Origin of the sequence: Pseudomonas sp. KB_15, assembly GCF_052114525.1 — a bacterium.
In the GTDB taxonomy this organism is placed as follows: Bacteria; Pseudomonadota; Gammaproteobacteria; order Pseudomonadales; family Pseudomonadaceae; genus Aquipseudomonas.
Genome location: NZ_JBFREX010000024.1, coordinates 84,127 through 102,971 on the forward strand (window position 1 = coordinate 84,127; position 18,845 = coordinate 102,971).

The following is an 18,845-nucleotide window of genomic DNA, read 5'->3' on the forward strand; positions in this document are numbered from 1 at the left end:
TACCGCCGTCATCGTCGGAACGCCGCCCGGACCAAGCCCGCTCCCACATTGGTTTTGTGCATGACACAGATCCAGTGTGGGAGCGGGCTTGCTCGCGAAGCTTTTAAAGAGCCAACTGCCGACGCAATTCTGCCAGCACCGGCGCCGTATCCGGGCGCACCCCGCGCCACAGGAAGAACGCTTCCGCCGCTTGTTCGGCAAGCATTCCCAAACCATCCATCGCCACCGCCGCGCCGTGTTCGCTGGCCCAGCGGCAAAACGAGGTCGGCTCCTTGCCGTACATCATGTCGTAGCACACCGTTTTGCCCGGTTCGATCAGGCTGGGTGCAATCGGCGGCACATCGCCCGTAAGGCTCGCCGACGTCGCGTTGATGATCAGGTCCACCGACTCCTGCAACCAGTCGTAACCGCTGGCCGATACCGGCCCCAGATCGCCGAACAATTCCGCCAGCAACTCGGCCTTGTCCACCGTGCGGTTGGCGATGATCACCGACGCAGGTTGCTCGGCCAGCAACGGCTCCAAAGCACCGCGCACCGCACCGCCGGCACCGAGCAGCAGGATGCGTTTGCCCTTGAGGCTGAATCCGGCATTGACCGTCAGGTCGCGCACCAGCCCGGCACCATCGGTGTTGTCGCCCAGCAGACTGCCATCGACCAACTTGCTCAGGGTATTGACCGCACCCGCCCGCTGCGCCCGCGGGGTCAGGTTGTTCGCCAGTCGATAGGCCTCTTCCTTGAACGGTACCGTCACATTGGCGCCGCGTCCTTCGAGGAAAAACGTCCGGGCACAGGTGGAAAAGTCGTCAAGTGGCGCCAGTAACGTGTTGTAGTCCAGCTTCTGCGCGGTCTGCTCAGCAAACAGACGATGGATCAGCGGCGACTTGCTGTGGCCAATCGGGTTACCGAATACGACATAACGGTCCATCAGGATTCCTCGTTCAGGCTTCGGCCAACCAATCGCGGTCTTGCAGGAAGTACTCGGTCAGGCGCGCTTCTTCGCTGCCAGGCTCGGCCTTCCAGTCGTAACCCCAGCGCACTTGCGGCGGCAGCGACATCAAGATCGACTCGGTACGCCCTCCCGATTGCAGGCCGAACAACGTGCCGCGGTCATAGACCAGGTTGAATTCAACGTAGCGGCCACGGCGGAATTCCTGGAACTCACGCTGCCGGGCGGTGAACGCATCGTTCTTGCGGCGCTGCACGATTGGCAGGTAGGCGTCGATGTACGCATCGCCGATGGCGCGCATGAAAGCAAAGCTGGTGTCGAAATCCCACTCGTTCAGGTCGTCGAAAAACAGCCCGCCGATGCCGCGCGGCTCGTGGCGATGCTTGATTTGGAAGTAGCTGTCGCACCAGGCCTTGAAACGCGGGTAAACGTCAGGACCGAACGGCGCGCAGGCCTGTTCGGCAACGCGGTGCCAGTGGATGCAGTCTTCTTCATTGCCGTAGTAAGGCGTCAGGTCAAAGCCACCGCCGAACCACCACACCGGCTCTTCGCCTTCTTTTTCGGCGATGAAAAAACGCACGTTGGCGTGGGAAGTCGGCACATGCGGGTTGTGCGGGTGAATCACCAGCGACACGCCCAGGGCTTCAAAGCCACGGCCCGCCAGTTCTGGCCGGTGGGCGCTGGCAGACGGTGGAAGACCGCTGCCGAAGACGTGGGAAAAGTTGACGCCGCCCTTTTCAATCACCGCGCCGTTTTCAATCACGCGGGTGCGACCGCCACCGCCGGCCGGCCTGGTCCAGGCGTCTTCGACGAATTGCGTGCCACCGTCTTCGGCTTCCAGAGCGGCGCAAATACGGTCTTGCAGGTCGAGCAGGTAGGCCTTTACGGCCTCGGTGCGGGTCGTCATGTCATCACCTTGAATCGGGCAAAACTACGCGGTGCTCCCTTGGAGCTCAGCCTGCGCAAATGGGCCCGTAGCATACCATCGCAAGTCGACCCGTCGCAGTTGACGAAGATCAAGCTTAGGAGTCCGATAGGGAGCTTGGTAAAACGACCTATGGAGAGTTCAGATGGCAAAGCGTATCCAGTTCCGCGCCCATGGCGGCCCCGAAGTGCTCGAATATGTGGACTACCAGCCCGCCGCGCCAGGTCCGAAGGAAGTGCGCGTGACCAACAAGGCGATCGGTCTGAACTTCATCGACACCTATTACCGCAGCGGTCTGTATCCGCCGCCGTCCCTGCCATCGGGTGTCGGCTCCGAAGGCGCGGGCGTGGTCGAAGCGGTGGGCAGCGACGTGACCCGCTTCAAGGTCGGCGATCGCGTGGCCTATGGCAGCGGCCCATTGGGCGCCTACAGTGATGTTCACGTCTTGCCCGAGGCCAATCTGGTGAAACTGCCAGACGCTATCAGTTTCGAACAGGCCGCCGGTGTGATGCTCAAGGGCCTGACCGTGCAGTACCTGCTGCGTCAGACCTATGAACTCAAAGGCGGCGAAACCATCCTGTTCCATGCCGCGGCCGGTGGGGTCGGTTCCCTGGCCTGCCAATGGGCCAGGGCCTTGGGCGTGAAGCTGATCGGCACGGTCAGCTCGGCGGAGAAAGCCGCACTGGCCAAGGCCAACGGGGCCTGGGCGACCATCGACTACAGCCATGAAAACGTCGCACAACGCGTGCTGGAATTGACCGACGGCAAAAAAGTCCCGGTGGTGTACGACGGCGTCGGCAAGGACACCTGGCTGACTTCACTCGACTGCGCCGCGCCGCGGGGGCTGGTGGTGAGCTTCGGCAATGCGTCCGGCGCAGTGGACGGCGTGAACCTGGGGATTCTCGCGGGCAAAGGTTCGCTGTACGTGACCCGGCCAACCCTGGGCACTTATGCGAACAACGCCGAGAACCTGCAACGCATGGCCGACGAACTGTTCGAGATGATCATCAGCGGCAAGCTGACGGTGGACATCAGCCAGCGTTATCCACTGGCTGACGCGGCGAAAGCGCAGACCGAGTTGTCGGCGCGACGCACAACGGGTTCGGTTGTTCTGTTGCCCTGAATGGGTAGTTGACTGGTAGGGCCCCTTCGCGAGCAAGCCCGCTCCCACACTGGATTTGTGAACGACACAGATCCAGTGTGGGAGCGGGCTTGCTCGCGAATGAGGTCAACCCGGTCTCAATCCGGGCGCACAACCTTGCCGGTCGCCAGATCGCGAATCACGCTCGGGTTCTTGCGCCCGCCCAGATTGCCACCCAGCACCAGATCCACCTGACCACGGAAATACTGCTCGACGCGAATCCGCGTACGTGCCGCCGGGCGCCCCTGYGGGTTGGCCGACGTCGACACCAGCGGCCCGACCAGCGCGCACAAGTCCCGCACCAGAGGGTGATCGCTGACCCGCAACGCCACGGTTTCATGCACGCCGGTAATCCACTGCGGCAGCAGGTTCTGGTGCGGCACCAGCCAGGTGTTCGGCCCCGGCCAGGTACTGGCCATGCGGTCCATCCACAACTCGGGGAAGTCTTCGAAAAGGAAATCGAACTGACGGATGTTGTCGGCGACCAGAATCAAGCCCTTGTCCACAGACCGGCCCTTGATCAGCAGCAAACGTTCGACCGCTTCTTCGTCCCACGGGTCGCAACCCAGGCCCCAGACTGCTTCGGTTGGGTAGGCAATCACCGCCCCGGCGCGAATTGCTTGCGCGGCTTGTTGCACACGCCAACTGTTGACCATGAAAAACACTCCAGAATAAGGCTCTGCGCAGTTTACCGATCTTGTTTATAAAACCTAGCTCACCCGTGCAAACCAGCGCCCGCTTTCGCAAATAGCGCGACCGTCCATTTCCAGTTCCGTCAACGTCGCCAGCACTTTCGGCAAGGCCCAGCCGCTTGCATCGGCCAGCGCTTCACTGGTCAGAGGTGCGGCATGCAGCAACTTCAACAGCGGGTGAGTCGTTTCAGGGGTAAAGGATTCTGTGGATAACGGCAGTCGTTGCCAGCCGCGCAAGGCTTCGAGGATATGCTCGATGGTTTCCACCAGCACCGCACCGTCGCGGATCAACTGATGGCAGCCGCGGGCACCGGGATGATGGATCGACCCGGGCATCGCAAACACCTCGCGCCCCTGTTCCGCCGCCAGCCTCGCGGTGATCAGTGAACCGCTGGCGACACTGGCTTCGACCACCAGCACCCCGAGCGACAAACCACTGATGATCCGGTTGCGCCGAGGGAAGTTGCTGGCGCTGGGGCCTGCATCCAGCGGAAACTCCGAAAGCACCGCACTGCCCGAAGCGATCATGGCGTCCGCCAGGCGTCTATTTCGCTGTGGATAAAACTTCTCAAGCCCCGTACCAAGCACACCGACCGTTTGCCCGCCGACATCGAGCGCGGCCTGGTGCGCGGCGGCGTCAATGCCCAGGGCCAGGCCGCTGGTAATGACAAAACCGGCACCCGCCAGGCTGCGGGAAAACGCGGCAGCGGTGTCCATCCCTGGCCGGGACGCGCGACGGCTGCCGACCATCGCCAGCTGTGGTTTTTCCAGAATGTCCGGATCGCCAGCGACAAACAACAGCGGTGGTGCATCGCTGATTTGTGCCAGCAGTGCCGGGTAGTCCGGCTGGTCCCACATCAGTAAATGCTGACCCGGACGCTCCAGCCAGGCCAATGCATGGCTCGCGCCATCGCGAATGTCAGCGCAACGTCGAGCCTGCGAACACGCCAGCGGCAGGCCCAGTGCACGCCAGGCACTGGCGGGCGCACTGAGAGCTTTGGATGCCGAACCGAAGGCCTCGAGCAATTTTTTGAAACGCGCGGGACCGAGTTCCGGCAGTCGATGCAAACGCAAGCGGGCTTCCAGTTCCGCAGGGGAAACCGGTGTAACGGCAGACAGCGACATGGATCATCCTTGATCGTTATGAGCACCCGTACAAACGGGAATAAGCTGTGGATAACTCTGTTGGTAACTTGTGAAGCACACTTACGGATTTCGCACCTTGTCCATGACCGCCAGCGAGCGCGATGCATTGAGCACCAGCCCGTAGCTGAGTTTGTCGTAGGTACGGAAAACCATCAGCAGACCGGCGCGCTCATCGGGGGTTTTCAACGGCTGGCCAGTGATCCGGTCGCGCACGGTTTCACCGGTCTTCATCACCGCAAGCACATTGCCTTCGGCCAGGCCGTCGCGTTGCCCCTTGTTCAGCGTGACCACGTCCAGTGCGCCTATCTGCGTGACCCCGCGCGGCACATCGATAATCAAGCCGTTGATCTCGGTGCCCGGCGCGTTGGGTATGAAGGTCGAATTGATCGAGCGCTCTTCGCCGCTGAACAGGCGGTCGCCGATGCGGACTTCCTGGGTCGTGCGTTGCAACGCCAGGGTGGCGACGTCGCCTTCGATGGCCACGACCTCGCCGCCGCCGATGTCGTCGGCATTGATCCCCAGAATTTCCTTGCTCTGCGGATCGGTGTAGACCTTGCCTTGGCGGAAGATGCCGTACACCGGTTGCGCCGGATCGAAATGGCCGCGGGCAAAGATGCGGTCACCGGCGCCGCTGAGCACGCGCTCGGCATCGCCGGCGACAATGTAGGGTGCCTTGTCGAAATCCTCGGCCTTGTCGACGATGCGGTTGCTCAGCAGAAAGCTGTTGATCGATTTCAGCGCAATACCGGGGATCGTCTCGGTCACCGGGCTGCTGCGCACCTGGGGCGACAGCTTTATGGTGGGAATATCTTCCCTGAGCGGCACTTGCCCGTGGGCCAAACCGGCCGAGGCCAGGAGTAGCAGGGCGAGTAGTGATTTCCTCATGCGGTGAATCCCTTTATTATGTACGTTCGCGTGAAACGCCAGAGCCCTCAGTGGCTCGCTCCCGGCTTGCTTGTCAAAACTTGCTTGTCAACAGAAGGGAGCTACGTTTTACAACGGTAGCCTGCATTTCTTCGGACCCGCCAGGCCATCGACCCGACCTTACTTCACACGTGCACTAATCAAGCTTATGGCCATTTTAAACATCCTCGAATTCCCTGATCCGCGTCTGCGCACTATCGCCAAGCCAGTGGCCGTAGTGGACGACGAAGTGCGTCAGTTGGTCGACGACATGTTTGAAACAATGTATGAAGCGCCTGGCATCGGCCTCGCCGCGACCCAGGTCAACGTGCACAAACGTATCGTCGTGATGGACCTCTCTGAGGACCGCACCGAACCGCGAGTGTTCATCAACCCCGAGTTCGAACCGCTGACCGACGAGATGGGTCAGTATCAGGAAGGCTGCCTGTCGGTGCCAGGCTTCTACGAAAACGTCGATCGCCCGCAACGGGTCAAGGTCAAGGCGCTGGACCGCGACGGCCAACCTTACGAACTGATCGCCGAAGATTTGCTCGCCGTGTGCATCCAGCACGAATGCGACCACCTCAACGGCAAATTGTTCGTCGATTACCTGTCCACGCTCAAACGCGACCGCATCAAGAAGAAACTGGAAAAGCTTCATCGCCAGAACGCCTGATGCCCATCTTCAAAGGCTTGCTGCGGCAAGCCTTTTTCTTTTCAAGAGACGTCACCCATGACTGAGCCACTGCGCATTGTCTTTGCCGGCACCCCGGAATTCGCCGCCGAACACCTCAAGGTCCTGCTGAGCAGCCCTTACGAGATCGTCGCCGTCTACACCCAACCGGATCGTCCGGCAGGTCGCGGGCAAAAACTGATGCCAAGCCCGGTCAAGCAGCTGGCGCTGGAAAACAATATCCCGGTGCTGCAACCGCCGACCCTGCGCAACGAAGATGCTCAGGCTGAACTGGCTGCACTGAAGCCGGACTTGATGGTGGTGGTCGCCTACGGCCTGATCCTGCCGCAAGTGGTGCTGGACATTCCGCGACTGGGTTGCATCAACAGCCACGCCTCACTGCTGCCGCGCTGGCGCGGTGCGGCGCCGATCCAGCGCGCCGTGGAAGCCGGCGATGCGGAAAGCGGCGTGACCGTGATGCGCATGGAGGCCGGCCTCGACACCGGGCCGATGCTGCTCAAGGTCGCCACGCCGATCAGCGCCGAAGACACGGGCGGTAGCCTGCACGATCGTCTGGCCGAAATGGGACCGTCGGCCGTGATCCAGGCGATTGCCGGCCTCGCCGCCGGAACCCTGGCAGGCGAAGTGCAGGACGACAGCCTGGCCACTTACGCGCACAAATTGAACAAGGACGAAGCACGCATCGACTGGAGTCGCCCGGCGGTTGAGCTGGAGCGTCTGGTCCGTGCCTTCAACCCGTGGCCGATCACCCACAGCACCTTGAATGGCGAAGCACTGAAAGTGCTGGCCGCCAACCTCGCCGAAGGCAAAGGCGCCCCGGGTGAAATCCTCGGCGCCAGCAAGGACGGTCTGATCGTCGCGTGCGGCGAGCAGGCCTTGTGCCTGACCCGTCTGCAATTGCCCGGCGGCAAGGCGCTGAACTTCAGCGATCTGTTCAACAGCCGCCGCGAGAAATTCGCCACCGGCACTGTCCTCGGTCAAGCGGCGGACGCTCAATGAATCCGCGTCTGGCCGCCGCCAAGGCACTCGCTGCTGTCCTGAACGGAAAAGCCTCCCTGAACAGTTCTCTGCCCACGCAGATGGACAAGGTCGAGGACCGAGATCGCGGCTTCACCCAGGACCTGGCGTTCGGCACGGCACGCTGGCAGCCACGGCTGTCGGCGCTGGCGGCCAAGCTGCTGCAGAAACCGTTCAAGGCCGCCGACGCCGATGTCGAGGCACTGTTGCTGGTCGGTCTCTATCAGTTGCTCTACACCCGTGTCCCGGCCCATGCCGCCATTGGTGAAACCGTCGGTTGCGCCGACAAGCTGAAAAAGCCTTGGGCCAAGGCGTTGCTCAACGCTGTGCTGCGTAACGCTCAGCGCGAAAGCGAAACGATTTTCGCCGAGCTGGAACGTGATCCGGTGGTGCGCACCGCCCACCCACGCTGGTTGCAGAAATCCCTGAAGGCGTTCTGGCCGGAGCAATGGGAAGCCATTTGCGCGGCCAATAATGCGCATCCGCCGATGATTCTGCGGGTCAACCGTCGCCATCACACCCGGGATGTCTACCTCGGTTTGCTGACCGACGCCGGTATCGCCGCCACACCCTGTGTCTACAGCCGCGACGGCATCGTGCTCGACGCCGCCGCCGATGTGCGCAGCCTGCCGGGTTTCGCCGAGGGCTGGATCAGCGTGCAGGACGAAGCCGCGCAACTGGCCGCTGATCTGCTCGACCTGGCCCCCGGTCAACGGGTGCTCGACGCCTGTTGTGCACCGGGCGGCAAGACCTGCCATATTCTCGAAGCCGAGCCAAAACTGGCCGGCGTCGTGGGGGTAGACCTGGAAGCCAAGCGGCTGGTGCGGGTGCGGGAAAACCTCGAACGCCTGAAGCTGAGCGCCGAACTGATTGCCGCCGACGGCCGCGACACTCAGGCGTGGTGGGACGGCAAGCCATTCCAGCGCATCCTGCTGGACGCGCCATGCTCGGCCACCGGCGTGATCCGTCGTCACCCGGACATCAAGCTGACCCGCCAACCCGACGACATTGCCGCGCTGGCGCTGCTGCAAGGCGAGCTGCTCGACRCCATGTGGAACACGCTGGAAGTGGGCGGCATCCTGCTGTACGCCACCTGTTCCACGCTGCCGACCGAGAACACCGAAGTCATCGAAGCCTTCCTCGCCCGCACGCCGGGCGCCCGTGAGCTGGACCTCGCCACGACAGCCGGCATCAAGCAGCCCCATGGTCGCCAGTTGCTGGCCCAGGAAGGCGGTCACGACGGGTTCTACTACGCCAAGCTGATCAAGATCGCCGCCGCTCGCGGTTAAATGGATTCAATGGAGTGACTGGATGAAAATCATCATCCTCGGAGCAGGGCAGGTCGGCGGTTCGCTGGCGGAACACCTGGCCAGCGAAGCCAACGACATCACCGTGGTCGACACCGATGGCGAACGCCTGCGTGATCTCGGCGACCGCCTGGACATCCGCACCGTACAAGGTCGCGGCTCATTCCCGACTGTGTTGCGCCAGGCCGGGGCCGATGACGCCGACATGCTGGTCGCCGTGACCAACAGCGATGAAACCAACATGGTCGCCTGCCAGGTCGCCCACACCTTGTTCCACACACCGACCAAGATCGCCCGGGTGCGCGAAGCCGCGTACCTGACCCGCGAAGAGCAGTTGTTCCAGAACGAAGCGATTCCGGTGGACGTGCTGATCAGCCCCGAGCAGGTGGTCACCAACTACATCAAGCGCCTGATCCAGCATCCCGGCGCCTTGCAGGTGATCGACTTCGCCGAAGGCAAGGCGCAACTGGTGGCCGTGCGGGCTTATTACGGCGGGCCGCTGGTGGGCCAGCAACTGCGGCAGTTGCGTGAACACATGCCGAACGTGGAAACCCGCGTCGCGGCGATTTTCCGTCGTGACCGGCCGATCCTGCCCCAGGGCGACACGGTGATCGAGGCCGACGACGAAGTGTTTTTCATCGCCGCCAAAGCGAACATTCGCGCAGTAATGAGCGAAATGCGCCGTCTCGACGAGACTTACAAACGCATCGTCATTGCCGGTGGCGGGCAGATCGGCGAGCGCCTGGCCGAGGCCATCGAAAGCCGTTATCAGGTAAAGGTTATCGAGATGAATCCGGCACGCTGCCGCCATCTCTCGGACCATCTCGACAGCACCGTGGTGTTGCAGGGCAGTGCCTCGGACCGCGACCTGCTGCTGGAAGAAAACATCGCCGATGCGGATCTGTTCCTCGCCCTGACCAACGACGACGAAGCCAACATCATGTCGTCGCTGCTGGCCAAGCGCCTGGGTGCGAAGAAAGTGATGACCATCATCAACAACCCTGCCTATGTCGATCTGATCCAGGGCGGCGACATCGACATCGCCATCAGCCCGCAACTGGCGACCATCGGCACCTTGCTGGCCCACGTGCGCCGTGGCGACATCGTCAGCGTGCACTCACTGCGTCGGGGCGCGGCAGAAGCCATCGAGGCGATTGCCCATGGCGATGCGAAATCGAGCAAGGTGATCGGCAGGGCCATCGAGAACATCGGCCTGCCACCGGGCACCACCATCGGCGCGATCATCCGCGATGAGGAAGTAATCATCGCCCATGACGACACCGTGATCGAAACTGGCGACCATGTGATTCTGTTCCTTGTGGATAAAAAGCATATTCGCGATGTGGAGAAGTTGTTCCATGTGGGGTTGAGCTTCTTCTGATCCGGATTTTTCGGTGATCAGACTGACCTCATCGCGAGCAAGCCCGCTCCCACAGGAGTTTCGGTCGTACACAAGATGTATGTTCACTTCAATTACTGTGGGAGCGGGCTTGCCCGCGAAGGCAATCTCACAACCACCACATAAGCCAAGGCACAAAAGATGATCGAATCCCTGGAAAAAATGCTCGCCAAGGGTGTGGATAACTCTTTGCTGCGCTTCGGCCTGGGCAAGGGCTATCTGGATCTGGGGGAAAACGCCAAGGCTGCCGAGCATTTTCAACGCTGCGTCGAATTCGATCCGAAGTATTCGGCGGCGTGGAAACTACTGGGCAAGGCCCATCTGGCGCTGGCGGACTTTGCGGCCGCGCGGCAGGCTTGGGAACAAGGCCTGGAAGCTGCTCGCGGCCATGGCGACAAGCAGGCAGAGAAGGAAATGACGGTGTTCCTGAAGAAGCTCGAGCGTCAGGCGCACTGATCAGAGATAACGCAAACCGATGCCCTCGGCATCCACCAGCACCACTTCCATGCGCACCCGCGGCGCGCCTGTGGGTAAGTCCTGCACCTGCCCGTAGACCACCGCGCCCCGGGGCAGCGCCGACAGTAGCGGATGCTTGACGTAAACGCCGGTGGTCGACAGGTTGCGCGTCTGCCCCAGGCAATCGCCGATGCTTTCGTGACTGATCTTGATGCGCAATGACTTGCGGTGTTCGGACATCTTGTGCGCCCTTGAGAACGGGTTGTGGATACGCGTAGGAGCGAGCTTGCTCGCGATGGATGCAAGGGCGCCGCGTTCAGCCAGGCAGCCCGCATCATCGTTAACGTCCATCGCGAGCAAGCTCGCTCCTACAAGGTTATCCACAGAGTGTGCCAAGTAAGTCAGTACCAGCGCTCTTCACCCGGTGGCCGCTTCTTGAAGCGCTTCATGCTCCACATGTACTGGCTCGGGTAGGCCCCGACATAACGCTCGACCACTTTACTCATGGCCGCACAGGATTCCGCCGTATCGGTGCTGTACATGGCCTCGGGCGCAGCTTCGAGGATGACCTTGTAGCCTGAACCGTCGGGCAGGCGCAGGGCGTGCAGGAACACGCCGACCGCTTTGCCGCCGGCCAGCATGTTCGGCACGAACTTGCTGGTCAGCGCCTGGGTGGCGAAGAACGGCACGAAGATCCCGGCGGACTCGGCCGGTTCCGGGTCAGCGGGAATGCCCACTGCACCACCTTTGCGCACTTCCTTGATGACGCTGAGGATGCCTTCCTTGGTGGAAGCGGCGACCTTGTTGCCCAACTGCACCCGCTGCTTTTGCAGCAATTCATCCACTGCCTTCAACTTCGGTGGACGATAGAAAATGATCGGTTTGCACTGGCTGCAATAGAAGTGGTTGAGCACTTCCCAGTTTCCCAGGTGGCTGGTGATGCCGACCACGCCTTTGCCGGAAGCGAGGGCGTCTTTCAACACATCGAGGCCTTCGACTTCGCGCACCAGGTCGATGGAACGCTGGGCCGGCCAGATCCACGCGCAGGCGCTTTCGGTCAGGGACTTGCCGATGTCTTTCAGGCTCTGGCCCACCAGGCGCTCACGCTCGGCGGCGTCCATCTCCGGAAAGYACTTGGACAGATTGATCCGTACCACGTCGCGGGAACGGTTCGGGGTTTTCCACATGACCCAGCCAATCGCCGAGCCCACGGCCTGCACGGCCCACCACGGAAGCAGGGCAAACAGCCGCAGAGCGCCTACCAGCAAGGCGCCTTTCAACTTATCCACAGTTCACTCCTGATCTTGTGCTGTGCGCGAGGCGGCCATTCTAACCGCCGTTCGCCAGCTGCGCGTAGCGGTCGCAGTCCCGGGTGTGATCCATGACCATGCCCGAGGCCTGCATCAACGCGTAGCAAATGGTCGGCCCGACGAAGGTGAAACCGGCTTTTTTCAGGCCTTTGCTCATCTCGACGGCGATCGGCGTGACGGCCGGCACTTCGCTGCGATCCTTGAAATGATTGATCACAGGTGTGCCACCGACAAAGGACCAGAGAAATCCCACCGGGTCCTCCAGCGCCAGCCAGGCCTGGGCATTGCGCCGGGCAGCGTTGAGCTTGAGGCGGTTGCGGATGATGCCCGGATCGAGCATCAATTCGTCGATTTCGGCGTCGCTCATCTGCGCCACACGCTGGACATCAAAACCGAACATCACCTGACGATAATGCTCGCGTTTGCGCAGCACGGTGATCCAGGAAAGCCCGGCCTGGAACCCTTCGAGCAAAAGTAACTCGAACAATCCCTGCGCATCGCGTAGCGGCGTGCCCCACTCCTTATCGTGATAAGCCATGTACAGCGGATCTTCGGAACACCAAAAGCAGCGTGGCATAAGGCTCCAGGGGGCGTGCGCAGCAATGAATCGGGTATACTCCCGCTCTTTAAATCGCAGCCCAAGAAACAGGTGAATTTCGTGAGCCAGCCTACGCCAGCCGTGCGTACCTTCCAAGACTTGATCCTCGCCCTCCAGCAATACTGGGCCGAGCAAGGTTGTGTGGTACTTCAGCCCTACGATATGGAAGTAGGCGCCGGCACTTTCCACACTGCAACATTCCTGCGCGCCATCGGCCCGGAAACCTGGAACGCCGCCTACGTGCAGCCAAGCCGCCGTCCGACTGACGGCCGCTACGGCGAAAACCCGAACCGTCTGCAGCATTACTACCAGTTCCAGGTAGTCCTGAAGCCGAACCCGGACAACTTCCAGGAGTTGTACCTGGGCTCGCTCAAGCACGTGGGCCTCGACCCATTGGTGCACGACATCCGTTTCGTTGAAGACAACTGGGAATCGCCGACCCTCGGCGCCTGGGGTCTGGGCTGGGAAGTCTGGCTCAACGGCATGGAAGTGACCCAGTTCACCTACTTCCAGCAAGCGGGCGGCATCGAGTGCTACCCGGTAACCGGCGAAATCACTTACGGTCTCGAGCGTCTGGCCATGTACCTGCAAGGCGTGGACTCGGTCTACGACCTGGTCTGGGCTGACGGTCCGTTCGGCAAGGTGACCTACGGCGACGTGTTCCACCAGAACGAAGTGGAGCAATCGACCTACAACTTCGAACACGCCAACGTCGAGAAACTGTTCGAACTGTTCGATTTCTACGAAAGCGAAGCCAAGCGCCTGATCGAACTCGACCAGCCGCTGCCGTTGCCGAGCTACGAAATGGTGTTGAAGGCCTCCCATACCTTCAACCTGCTGGATGCGCGCCGGGCAATCTCGGTGACTGCGCGTCAGCAATACATCCTGCGTGTACGCACCCTGGCGCGTTCCGTTGCGCAAGCCTACCTGCTGGCTCGCGCCAAGCTGGGCTTCCCGATGGCGACCCCGGACCTGCGTGATGAAGTACTGGCCAAGCTGGAGGCTGCACAATGAGTGCTCTGGATTTTCTGGTTGAACTGGGCACTGAAGAACTGCCACCCAAAGCCCTGAACACCCTGGCCGAGGCGTTCCTCGCCGGTATCGACAAGGGCCTGCAAGCAGCCGGCCTGAACTACGAGACCAAAACCGTTTATGCCGCGCCGCGCCGCCTGGCCGTGCTGATCACCGCACTGGCCACCCAGCAACCGGATCGCAGCATCAACCTCGACGGCCCGCCACGTCAGGCGGCATTTGATGCCGAAGGCAACCCGACCCAAGCGGCACTGGGTTTTGCCAAGAAGTGCGGCGTCGAACTGAGCGAAATCGATCAGAGCGGCCCGAAACTGCGTTATAGCCAGCGCATCGCCGGCAAGCCGACCGTGAGCCTGCTGCCGACCATCGTCGAAGATTCCCTGAACGACCTGCCGATCCCGAAACGCATGCGTTGGGGCGCGCGCAAGGAAGAGTTCGTTCGTCCGACCCAATGGCTGGTGATGCTGCTCGGTGACCAGGTCATCGACTGCACCATCCTCGCCCAGAAGTCCGGCCGCGATTCCCGTGGTCACCGCTTCCATCACCCGGAAAACGTGCGCATCGGTTCGCCGTCCAGCTACCTGGCCGACCTGCGTGCCGCCTACGTGCTGGCCGATGCCAACGAGCGTCGCGAGATCATCAGCAAGCGCACCGAAGAACTGGCCACCCGTCAGGAAGGCACAGCAATCGTTCCACCAGCCCTGCTCGACGAAGTGACCGCGCTGGTCGAATGGCCAGTGCCGCTGGTGTGCTCGTTCGAGGAACGCTTCCTCGATGTGCCGCAGGAAGCCTTGATCACCACCATGCAGGACAACCAGAAGTACTTCTGCCTGCTGGACGCCGACGGCAAGTTGCTGCCACGTTTCATTACCGTGGCCAACATCGAAAGCAAAGACCCGCAGCAGATCATCGCCGGTAACGAGAAAGTGGTTCGCCCACGCCTGACCGACGCCGAGTTCTTCTTCAAGCAAGACAAGAAGCAGAAACTCGAAGACTTCAACCTGCGCCTGCAAAACGTGGTGTTCCAGGAAAAACTCGGCAGCGTCTACGACAAGGCCGAGCGCGTATCCAGACTGGCTGCGTTCATCGCTCAGCGCATCGGCGGCAACGCTGCGTGGGCCGCTCGTGCGGGCCTGCTGTCGAAGTGCGACCTGGCGACCGAGATGGTCGGCGAGTTCCCGGAAATGCAAGGCGTCGCCGGTTACTACTACGCCCTCAACGACGGCGAGCCGGAAGATGTCGCCCTGGCCCTGAACGAGCAGTACATGCCGCGCGGTGCCGGCGCTGAACTGCCGTCCACCCTGACCGGCGCGGCCGTGGCCATTGCCGACAAGCTCGATACTCTGGTCGGCATTTTCGGCATCGGCATGCTGCCGACCGGCAGCAAAGACCCGTATGCCCTGCGCCGTGCAGCGCTGGGTGTGTTGCGCATCCTGATCGAGAAGCAACTGGACCTGGACCTGACCGACGCCGTGGCCTTCGCCGTGGACGCGTTCGGTGCCAAGGTCAAGGCTGCCGGCCTCAATGACTCGGTGCTGGAGTTCATCTTCGACCGACTGCGTGCCCGTTACGAAGACGAAGGCGTGGATGTCGCGACCTACCTGTCGGTACGTGCCCTGAAACCAGGCTCGGCCCTGGACTTCGACCAGCGCGTACAAGCGGTAGAAGCTTTCCGCAAATTGCCGGAAGCCGCTGCCCTGGCCGCGGTGAACAAGCGTGTATCGAACCTGCTGAGCAAACTCGAAGGTTCGGTGCCTACCGTCGTGGAAGCCAAGTACTTCGACAATGCCAACGAGTTCTCCCTGTACTCGGCGATCCAGCAGGCTGACCAGGCTGTGCAGCCAATGGCCGCCTCGCGTCAGTACAGCGAATCCCTGGCACGCCTGGCCGCCCTGCGCGAGCCGGTGGATGCGTTCTTCGAAGCCGTTATGGTCAACGCGGAGGACGCAAAGGTSCGMGCCAACCGYTATGCGYTGCTGGCGCGTCTGCGTGGGYTGTTCCTCGGCGTCGCCGACATTTCGYTGCTGGGTTGAGGGACTGCTGTTGAAACTGCTGATTCTCGATCGGGACGGAGTGATCAATTACGACTCCGACGCTTACATCAAGTCGGTGGAGGAGTGGATTCCGCTCCCCGGTTCGATCGAAGCCATCGCGCAGTTGAGCAAGGCCGGCTGGACGGTGGCGGTCGCTACCAACCAGTCGGGCATCGCTCGCGGCTACTACGACCTCGCCACCCTGGACGCCATGCACGAGCGCTTGCGCGCGCTGGTGGCGGAGCAGGGTGGTGAAGTCGGGCTGATCGTCTACTGCCCGCACGGGCCGGACGAAGGTTGCGATTGCCGCAAGCCGAAACCCGGGATGTTGAAAAGCATCGCCGCACATTACAACGTATCGCTGACTAATCTCTGGTTCGTCGGCGATAGCCTTGGTGACCTGGAAGCCGCTAAAGCCGTCGATTCACAGCCAGTTTTGGTTAAGACCGGAAAAGGCGAAAAAACCTTGGGCAAGACCTTACCAGCAGGCACCTTGATTTTTGACGATCTGGCGGCGATTGCCGCAGAACTTATCCACAATTAGAGCGTTTTCGAGACTCCTGACCAGGGAGTGATCGGAAGTGCGCTTTATATAGACGGGCAAAGCCCGCACGGTAAACGTCACCATGTCGATACTGCAGGCCATCAGAACCTTCCTCTTTTACCTGCTGCTGGGCACCAGCTCCTTGCTGTGGTGCAGCCTGAGCTTTTTTATCGCGCCGTTTCTGCCCTTCAAGGCACGTTACCGCTTTATCAACGTGTACTGGTGCCGCTGCGCCTTGTGGCTGAGCAAAGTGTTTCTGGGTATCCGCTACGAAGTGAAGGGTGCCGAGAACGTACCTGAACGGCCTTGCGTCATTCAGTCGAACCACCAGAGCACATGGGAGACGTTCTTTCTCTCTGCCTACTTCTCGCCGCTGAGCCAGGTGCTCAAACGTGAATTGCTCTATGTGCCGTTCTTCGGTTGGGCCATGGCCATGCTGCGACCGATCGCCATCGATCGCGACAACCCGAAAGCAGCACTCAAGCATGTAGCGAAGAAGGGCGATGAACTGCTCAAGGACAATGTCTGGGTGCTGATCTTCCCCGAAGGCACGCGCGTTCCTTTTGGCACCATCGGGAAGTTCTCGCGTGGCGGCAGCGCATTGGCGGTCAACGCCGAGTTGCCGGTGCTGCCGATTGCACACAACGCTGGCAAGTTCTGGCCGAAAACCGGTTGGGCAAAGAAGCAGGGCGTCATCACTGTGATCATCGGCGCACCGATGTATGCAGAAGGCTCCGGGCCGCGAGCCATTGCTGAATTGAACGACCGGGTCCAGGCGTGGAATGAGCAAATGCAACGGGAAATGGGCTCGCTGCCACCGGCTCCGCAAGCGCCGCTTTCAAACGATCAGCTGGCTGTCTGAGATTCTGTGGATAACCTGTGTACCGTTTCATTGAAAACTGTTGTTTTTTGTACGTAACCTTATGATTTTTTTACATATTTCTTCAAATGATAAAAACCATAAAAACGTGCATAAGTTTTTTTCGGACGTAAAAAAACCGGCTTTTATAGCCGGTTTTTTTATGCCCGGAGCAATCGCTGACCGTCGACATGACAGGGCGACCTGTATCGCTCGCTTTCATTCTGTAAACAGTGGAAATTGCAGCCTGAATGTCGTGCCCCGACCCACCTCGCTCTGACACTCGATTCGCCCGCCATGTCGATCCACTACGGCTTTGACCATCGACAATCCCAACCCCACGCCATCGATACCCTGGGCGGAAGAAAAGCGCCGGTATTGGCTGAACAGTTCGGGTAACTCCTCAGCGGCGATGCCTTTGCCCTGATCGATGAGCTCACAGATCAGCCAGCCGCCGCATTGACTGACGCGCAAACGGATACGAGTACCTGAAACACTGTACTTGATGGCATTTTCCAGCAGATTGAACAACGCCCGGGTCAGCAGCGCCTGATCCGCCAGAACCAGACTTTCCTGTGCCTCTTCTTCCACGTGATGAACCAGTTCGATCTGTTTCAACTGCGCGATGGGCAGCGCCTGATCGAACACATCCAGCATCAGCATCGCAAACAGACTCGGCTGAAACTGATAAGCCTCGGACTCGGCCCTCGCCAGTTGAGCGAAGCCATCGGTCAGCTTCAGTGCCCGGCGCACCTGCCGTTCGATTTGATCGAAGAGTTGCAGATCACCGCCCACCTGATGGCGATGCACATCGAGTAGCGCGAGAATGGCCGAGTGGGGCGCCCGCAGGTCATGGGACAGAAAACGCAACAGGACGGCACGCTGCTCTTGCGCATCACGTTCGACACTCAGGTCAGTCAGGCTCCACAACCAGCCGACGTGGGTTTCCCCATCCACCGGTAACAACTCGGCGCGCTCCAGTCGCAGGCTGCGTTCCTTGAGGTCGCGAAACTCCATCAGTGGCAGCGTCGACAAAGGCGAACCCGGCTCGCGGGTCAAATTCGGGTAGCCAAGCTCTACCAGGCGCTCCAGCACATCATCGCCAACCAATTCTCCGCCAAACAGGTCCCGGGCCTTACGGTTGCCCAGCAAAATCTTTCCGCGGGGATCGCTGATCATCGTGGCCACCGGCAGGTACTCCAGGCCGTCGGAGATGAACCGATGTGTATCGCGAGCCCGGCTCATGGCTTGTTCGAGGGCGATGATCTGTTTTTGCAGGTGATCGCCACCGGGAAACAGAGCCCGACGGCGCTCCGGAAAAACCTTCGGCTCACTGTCCAGTCGCGCGAGCTCCCAACCGAAATAGGTCAGCACCACACTAAGGCGACGCCAGTTCCAGATCAGATAACCGAACAACATGCCCAACGCCGCCGGTGTCGGCGACCACCATCTCTGCAGCTCCGCGAGGGCGGTGCTGGTCAGCAACGTGCAAGCGATGCCAATCAACGTCAGCCAGAGCGCCAATCGCGGGCGCCACAGCAGCAACCCGAGAACGCACGTCAGCAAGCCAATCGACAGCAACGCGCTCGAGCCTGGCGAGGCGTCATGCAGATTGACCTGAGCGCGATAGGACAACAGCGCAGTCAGTGGCAGCAGCACCAGGCTTATCCACAACCATTCGTGCACCAATTGCCGAAACAACCGCTCAACCTGGCTCGGCTCACGACTTTCAGGGCGGCGTAGGTTATCCATGGGTAATAGGGCAGGGCGGGATAAAGGGGTTCATGGATTGCCGGTTTGAGGACATAGACCCCAAAAAGCATAGCGGAGGTCGACCAACGGC

The 18,845-nt window shown here is 60.9% G+C and carries 19 protein-coding genes; 10 read left to right on the forward strand and 9 right to left on the reverse strand.

The window, feature by feature from the left end; translation table 11 throughout:
• Positions 1-103 precede the first annotated feature (103 nt).
• Positions 104-925 (reverse strand): shikimate dehydrogenase, encoded by an 822-nt coding sequence (gene aroE / locus AB4Z35_RS19150; RefSeq protein WP_442098676.1) that lies wholly within the window; start codon positions 923-925, stop codon positions 104-106.
• Between the two features lie 13 nt (positions 926-938).
• Complete coding sequence (hemF, locus tag AB4Z35_RS19155) at positions 939-1,853, reverse strand: oxygen-dependent coproporphyrinogen oxidase (RefSeq protein WP_442098677.1); 915 nt, start codon at positions 1,851-1,853, stop codon at positions 939-941.
• 163 nt (positions 1,854-2,016) lie between these two features.
• Between hemF and AB4Z35_RS19160 the strand changes: the two genes are divergently transcribed.
• Positions 2,017-2,994, forward strand: a complete 978-nt coding sequence (locus AB4Z35_RS19160; RefSeq protein ID WP_442098678.1) for an NADPH:quinone reductase — start codon at positions 2,017-2,019, stop codon at positions 2,992-2,994.
• 116 nt (positions 2,995-3,110) lie between these two features.
• Here the strand turns inward: AB4Z35_RS19160 and AB4Z35_RS19165 are convergent, their stop codons facing one another.
• From AB4Z35_RS19165 to AB4Z35_RS19175, 3 genes are all read right to left on the reverse strand, one after another.
• A complete protein-coding gene (locus AB4Z35_RS19165; protein ID WP_007985104.1) occupies positions 3,111-3,668 on the reverse strand; it encodes an L-threonylcarbamoyladenylate synthase in 558 nt (185 codons plus the stop codon).
• A 54-nt stretch (positions 3,669-3,722) separates the two neighbouring features.
• Complete coding sequence (gene dprA / locus AB4Z35_RS19170) at positions 3,723-4,829, reverse strand: DNA-processing protein DprA (RefSeq protein WP_442098680.1); 1,107 nt, start codon at positions 4,827-4,829, stop codon at positions 3,723-3,725.
• 81 nt (positions 4,830-4,910) lie between these two features.
• On the reverse strand, positions 4,911-5,735 hold the full coding sequence (locus tag AB4Z35_RS19175) for a hypothetical protein (protein WP_008002294.1): 825 nt from the start codon (positions 5,733-5,735) through the stop codon (positions 4,911-4,913).
• Between the two features lie 187 nt (positions 5,736-5,922).
• Between AB4Z35_RS19175 and def the strand changes: the two genes are divergently transcribed.
• The 5 genes from def (at position 5,923) to AB4Z35_RS19200 (ending at position 10,626) form a co-directional block, all read left to right on the forward strand.
• Positions 5,923-6,429, forward strand: coding sequence for a peptide deformylase (def, locus tag AB4Z35_RS19180; RefSeq protein ID WP_008002295.1), 507 nt, complete (start codon positions 5,923-5,925; stop codon positions 6,427-6,429).
• A 57-nt stretch (positions 6,430-6,486) separates the two neighbouring features.
• Positions 6,487-7,446 carry a methionyl-tRNA formyltransferase gene (gene fmt / locus AB4Z35_RS19185; RefSeq protein ID WP_442098682.1) on the forward strand — a complete coding sequence of 320 codons (960 nt, stop codon included), beginning with the start codon at positions 6,487-6,489 and terminating at the stop codon, positions 7,444-7,446.
• The gene (rsmB, locus tag AB4Z35_RS19190; RefSeq protein WP_442098683.1) at positions 7,443-8,753 is read left to right on the forward strand and encodes a 16S rRNA (cytosine(967)-C(5))-methyltransferase RsmB; all 1,311 of its coding nucleotides are present in this window, start codon (positions 7,443-7,445) and stop codon (positions 8,751-8,753) included. Before fmt ends, rsmB begins: the two co-directional genes overlap by 4 nt.
• A 22-nt stretch (positions 8,754-8,775) precedes the next feature.
• Positions 8,776-10,152 carry a Trk system potassium transporter TrkA gene (gene trkA / locus AB4Z35_RS19195; protein ID WP_007985091.1) on the forward strand — a complete coding sequence of 459 codons (1,377 nt, stop codon included), beginning with the start codon at positions 8,776-8,778 and terminating at the stop codon, positions 10,150-10,152.
• A 159-nt stretch (positions 10,153-10,311) separates the two neighbouring features.
• A complete protein-coding gene (locus AB4Z35_RS19200; protein WP_103396113.1) occupies positions 10,312-10,626 on the forward strand; it encodes a tetratricopeptide repeat protein in 315 nt (104 codons plus the stop codon).
• Here the strand turns inward: AB4Z35_RS19200 and AB4Z35_RS19205 are convergent, their stop codons facing one another.
• From AB4Z35_RS19205 to AB4Z35_RS19215, 3 genes are all read right to left on the reverse strand, one after another.
• Positions 10,627-10,866: a hypothetical protein gene (locus AB4Z35_RS19205; protein WP_033052655.1), complete on the reverse strand. Its 240-nt coding sequence runs from the start codon at positions 10,864-10,866 to the stop codon at positions 10,627-10,629.
• Positions 10,867-11,027: 161 nt separating this feature from the next.
• Positions 11,028-11,915, reverse strand: a complete 888-nt coding sequence (locus tag AB4Z35_RS19210) for a lysophospholipid acyltransferase (protein ID WP_442098686.1) — start codon at positions 11,913-11,915, stop codon at positions 11,028-11,030.
• A gap of 40 nt (positions 11,916-11,955) precedes the next feature.
• Positions 11,956-12,513, reverse strand: coding sequence for a DNA-3-methyladenine glycosylase I (locus AB4Z35_RS19215; RefSeq protein WP_442098688.1), 558 nt, complete (start codon positions 12,511-12,513; stop codon positions 11,956-11,958).
• Positions 12,514-12,594: 81 nt separating this feature from the next.
• Here AB4Z35_RS19215 and glyQ point away from each other — a divergent pair, with 81 nt between their 5' ends.
• The 4 genes from glyQ to AB4Z35_RS19235 all read left to right on the forward strand — a co-directional run bounded on the left by glyQ (position 12,595) and on the right by AB4Z35_RS19235 (position 17,005).
• A complete protein-coding gene (gene glyQ, locus AB4Z35_RS19220; protein ID WP_003213601.1) occupies positions 12,595-13,548 on the forward strand; it encodes a glycine--tRNA ligase subunit alpha in 954 nt (317 codons plus the stop codon).
• Complete coding sequence (gene glyS, locus AB4Z35_RS19225; protein ID WP_442098689.1) at positions 13,545-15,599, forward strand: glycine--tRNA ligase subunit beta; 2,055 nt, start codon at positions 13,545-13,547, stop codon at positions 15,597-15,599. The genes glyQ and glyS overlap by 4 nt, the downstream gene beginning before the upstream one ends.
• Positions 15,600-15,603: 4 nt before the next feature.
• The gene (gene gmhB, locus AB4Z35_RS19230; protein ID WP_177323285.1) at positions 15,604-16,143 is read left to right on the forward strand and encodes a D-glycero-beta-D-manno-heptose 1,7-bisphosphate 7-phosphatase; all 540 of its coding nucleotides are present in this window, start codon (positions 15,604-15,606) and stop codon (positions 16,141-16,143) included.
• An 82-nt stretch (positions 16,144-16,225) separates the two neighbouring features.
• Positions 16,226-17,005, forward strand: coding sequence for a lysophospholipid acyltransferase family protein (locus AB4Z35_RS19235; protein WP_442098691.1), 780 nt, complete (start codon positions 16,226-16,228; stop codon positions 17,003-17,005).
• A gap of 216 nt (positions 17,006-17,221) precedes the next feature.
• Here the strand turns inward: AB4Z35_RS19235 and AB4Z35_RS19240 are convergent, their stop codons facing one another.
• Complete coding sequence (locus AB4Z35_RS19240) at positions 17,222-18,754, reverse strand: sensor histidine kinase (RefSeq protein WP_442098692.1); 1,533 nt, start codon at positions 18,752-18,754, stop codon at positions 17,222-17,224.
• Between the last annotated feature and the right edge of the window lie 91 nt (positions 18,755-18,845).

Excerpts from the sequence above, each read along its gene's own strand:
- AB4Z35_RS19205 (WP_033052655.1), bottom strand. The coding sequence starts at position 10,866 with ATGTCCGAACACCGCAAGTCATTGCGCATCAAGATCAGTCACGAAAGC.
- def (WP_008002295.1), top strand. The coding sequence starts at position 5,923 with ATGGCCATTTTAAACATCCTCGAATTCCCTGATCCGCGTCTGCGCACT.
- AB4Z35_RS19200 (WP_103396113.1), top strand. The coding sequence starts at position 10,312 with ATGATCGAATCCCTGGAAAAAATGCTCGCCAAGGGTGTGGATAACTCT.
- AB4Z35_RS19175 (WP_008002294.1), bottom strand. The coding sequence starts at position 5,735 with ATGAGGAAATCACTACTCGCCCTGCTACTCCTGGCCTCGGCCGGTTTG.
- AB4Z35_RS19160 (WP_442098678.1), top strand. The coding sequence starts at position 2,017 with ATGGCAAAGCGTATCCAGTTCCGCGCCCATGGCGGCCCCGAAGTGCTC.
- AB4Z35_RS19240 (WP_442098692.1), bottom strand. The coding sequence starts at position 18,754 with ATGGATAACCTACGCCGCCCTGAAAGTCGTGAGCCGAGCCAGGTTGAG.
- fmt (WP_442098682.1), top strand. The coding sequence starts at position 6,487 with ATGACTGAGCCACTGCGCATTGTCTTTGCCGGCACCCCGGAATTCGCC.
- hemF (WP_442098677.1), bottom strand. The coding sequence starts at position 1,853 with ATGACGACCCGCACCGAGGCCGTAAAGGCCTACCTGCTCGACCTGCAA.
- AB4Z35_RS19235 (WP_442098691.1), top strand. The coding sequence starts at position 16,226 with ATGTCGATACTGCAGGCCATCAGAACCTTCCTCTTTTACCTGCTGCTG.
- dprA (WP_442098680.1), bottom strand. The coding sequence starts at position 4,829 with ATGTCGCTGTCTGCCGTTACACCGGTTTCCCCTGCGGAACTGGAAGCC.
- AB4Z35_RS19215 (WP_442098688.1), bottom strand. The coding sequence starts at position 12,513 with ATGCCACGCTGCTTTTGGTGTTCCGAAGATCCGCTGTACATGGCTTAT.
- aroE (WP_442098676.1), bottom strand. The coding sequence starts at position 925 with ATGGACCGTTATGTCGTATTCGGTAACCCGATTGGCCACAGCAAGTCG.
- trkA (WP_007985091.1), top strand. The coding sequence starts at position 8,776 with ATGAAAATCATCATCCTCGGAGCAGGGCAGGTCGGCGGTTCGCTGGCG.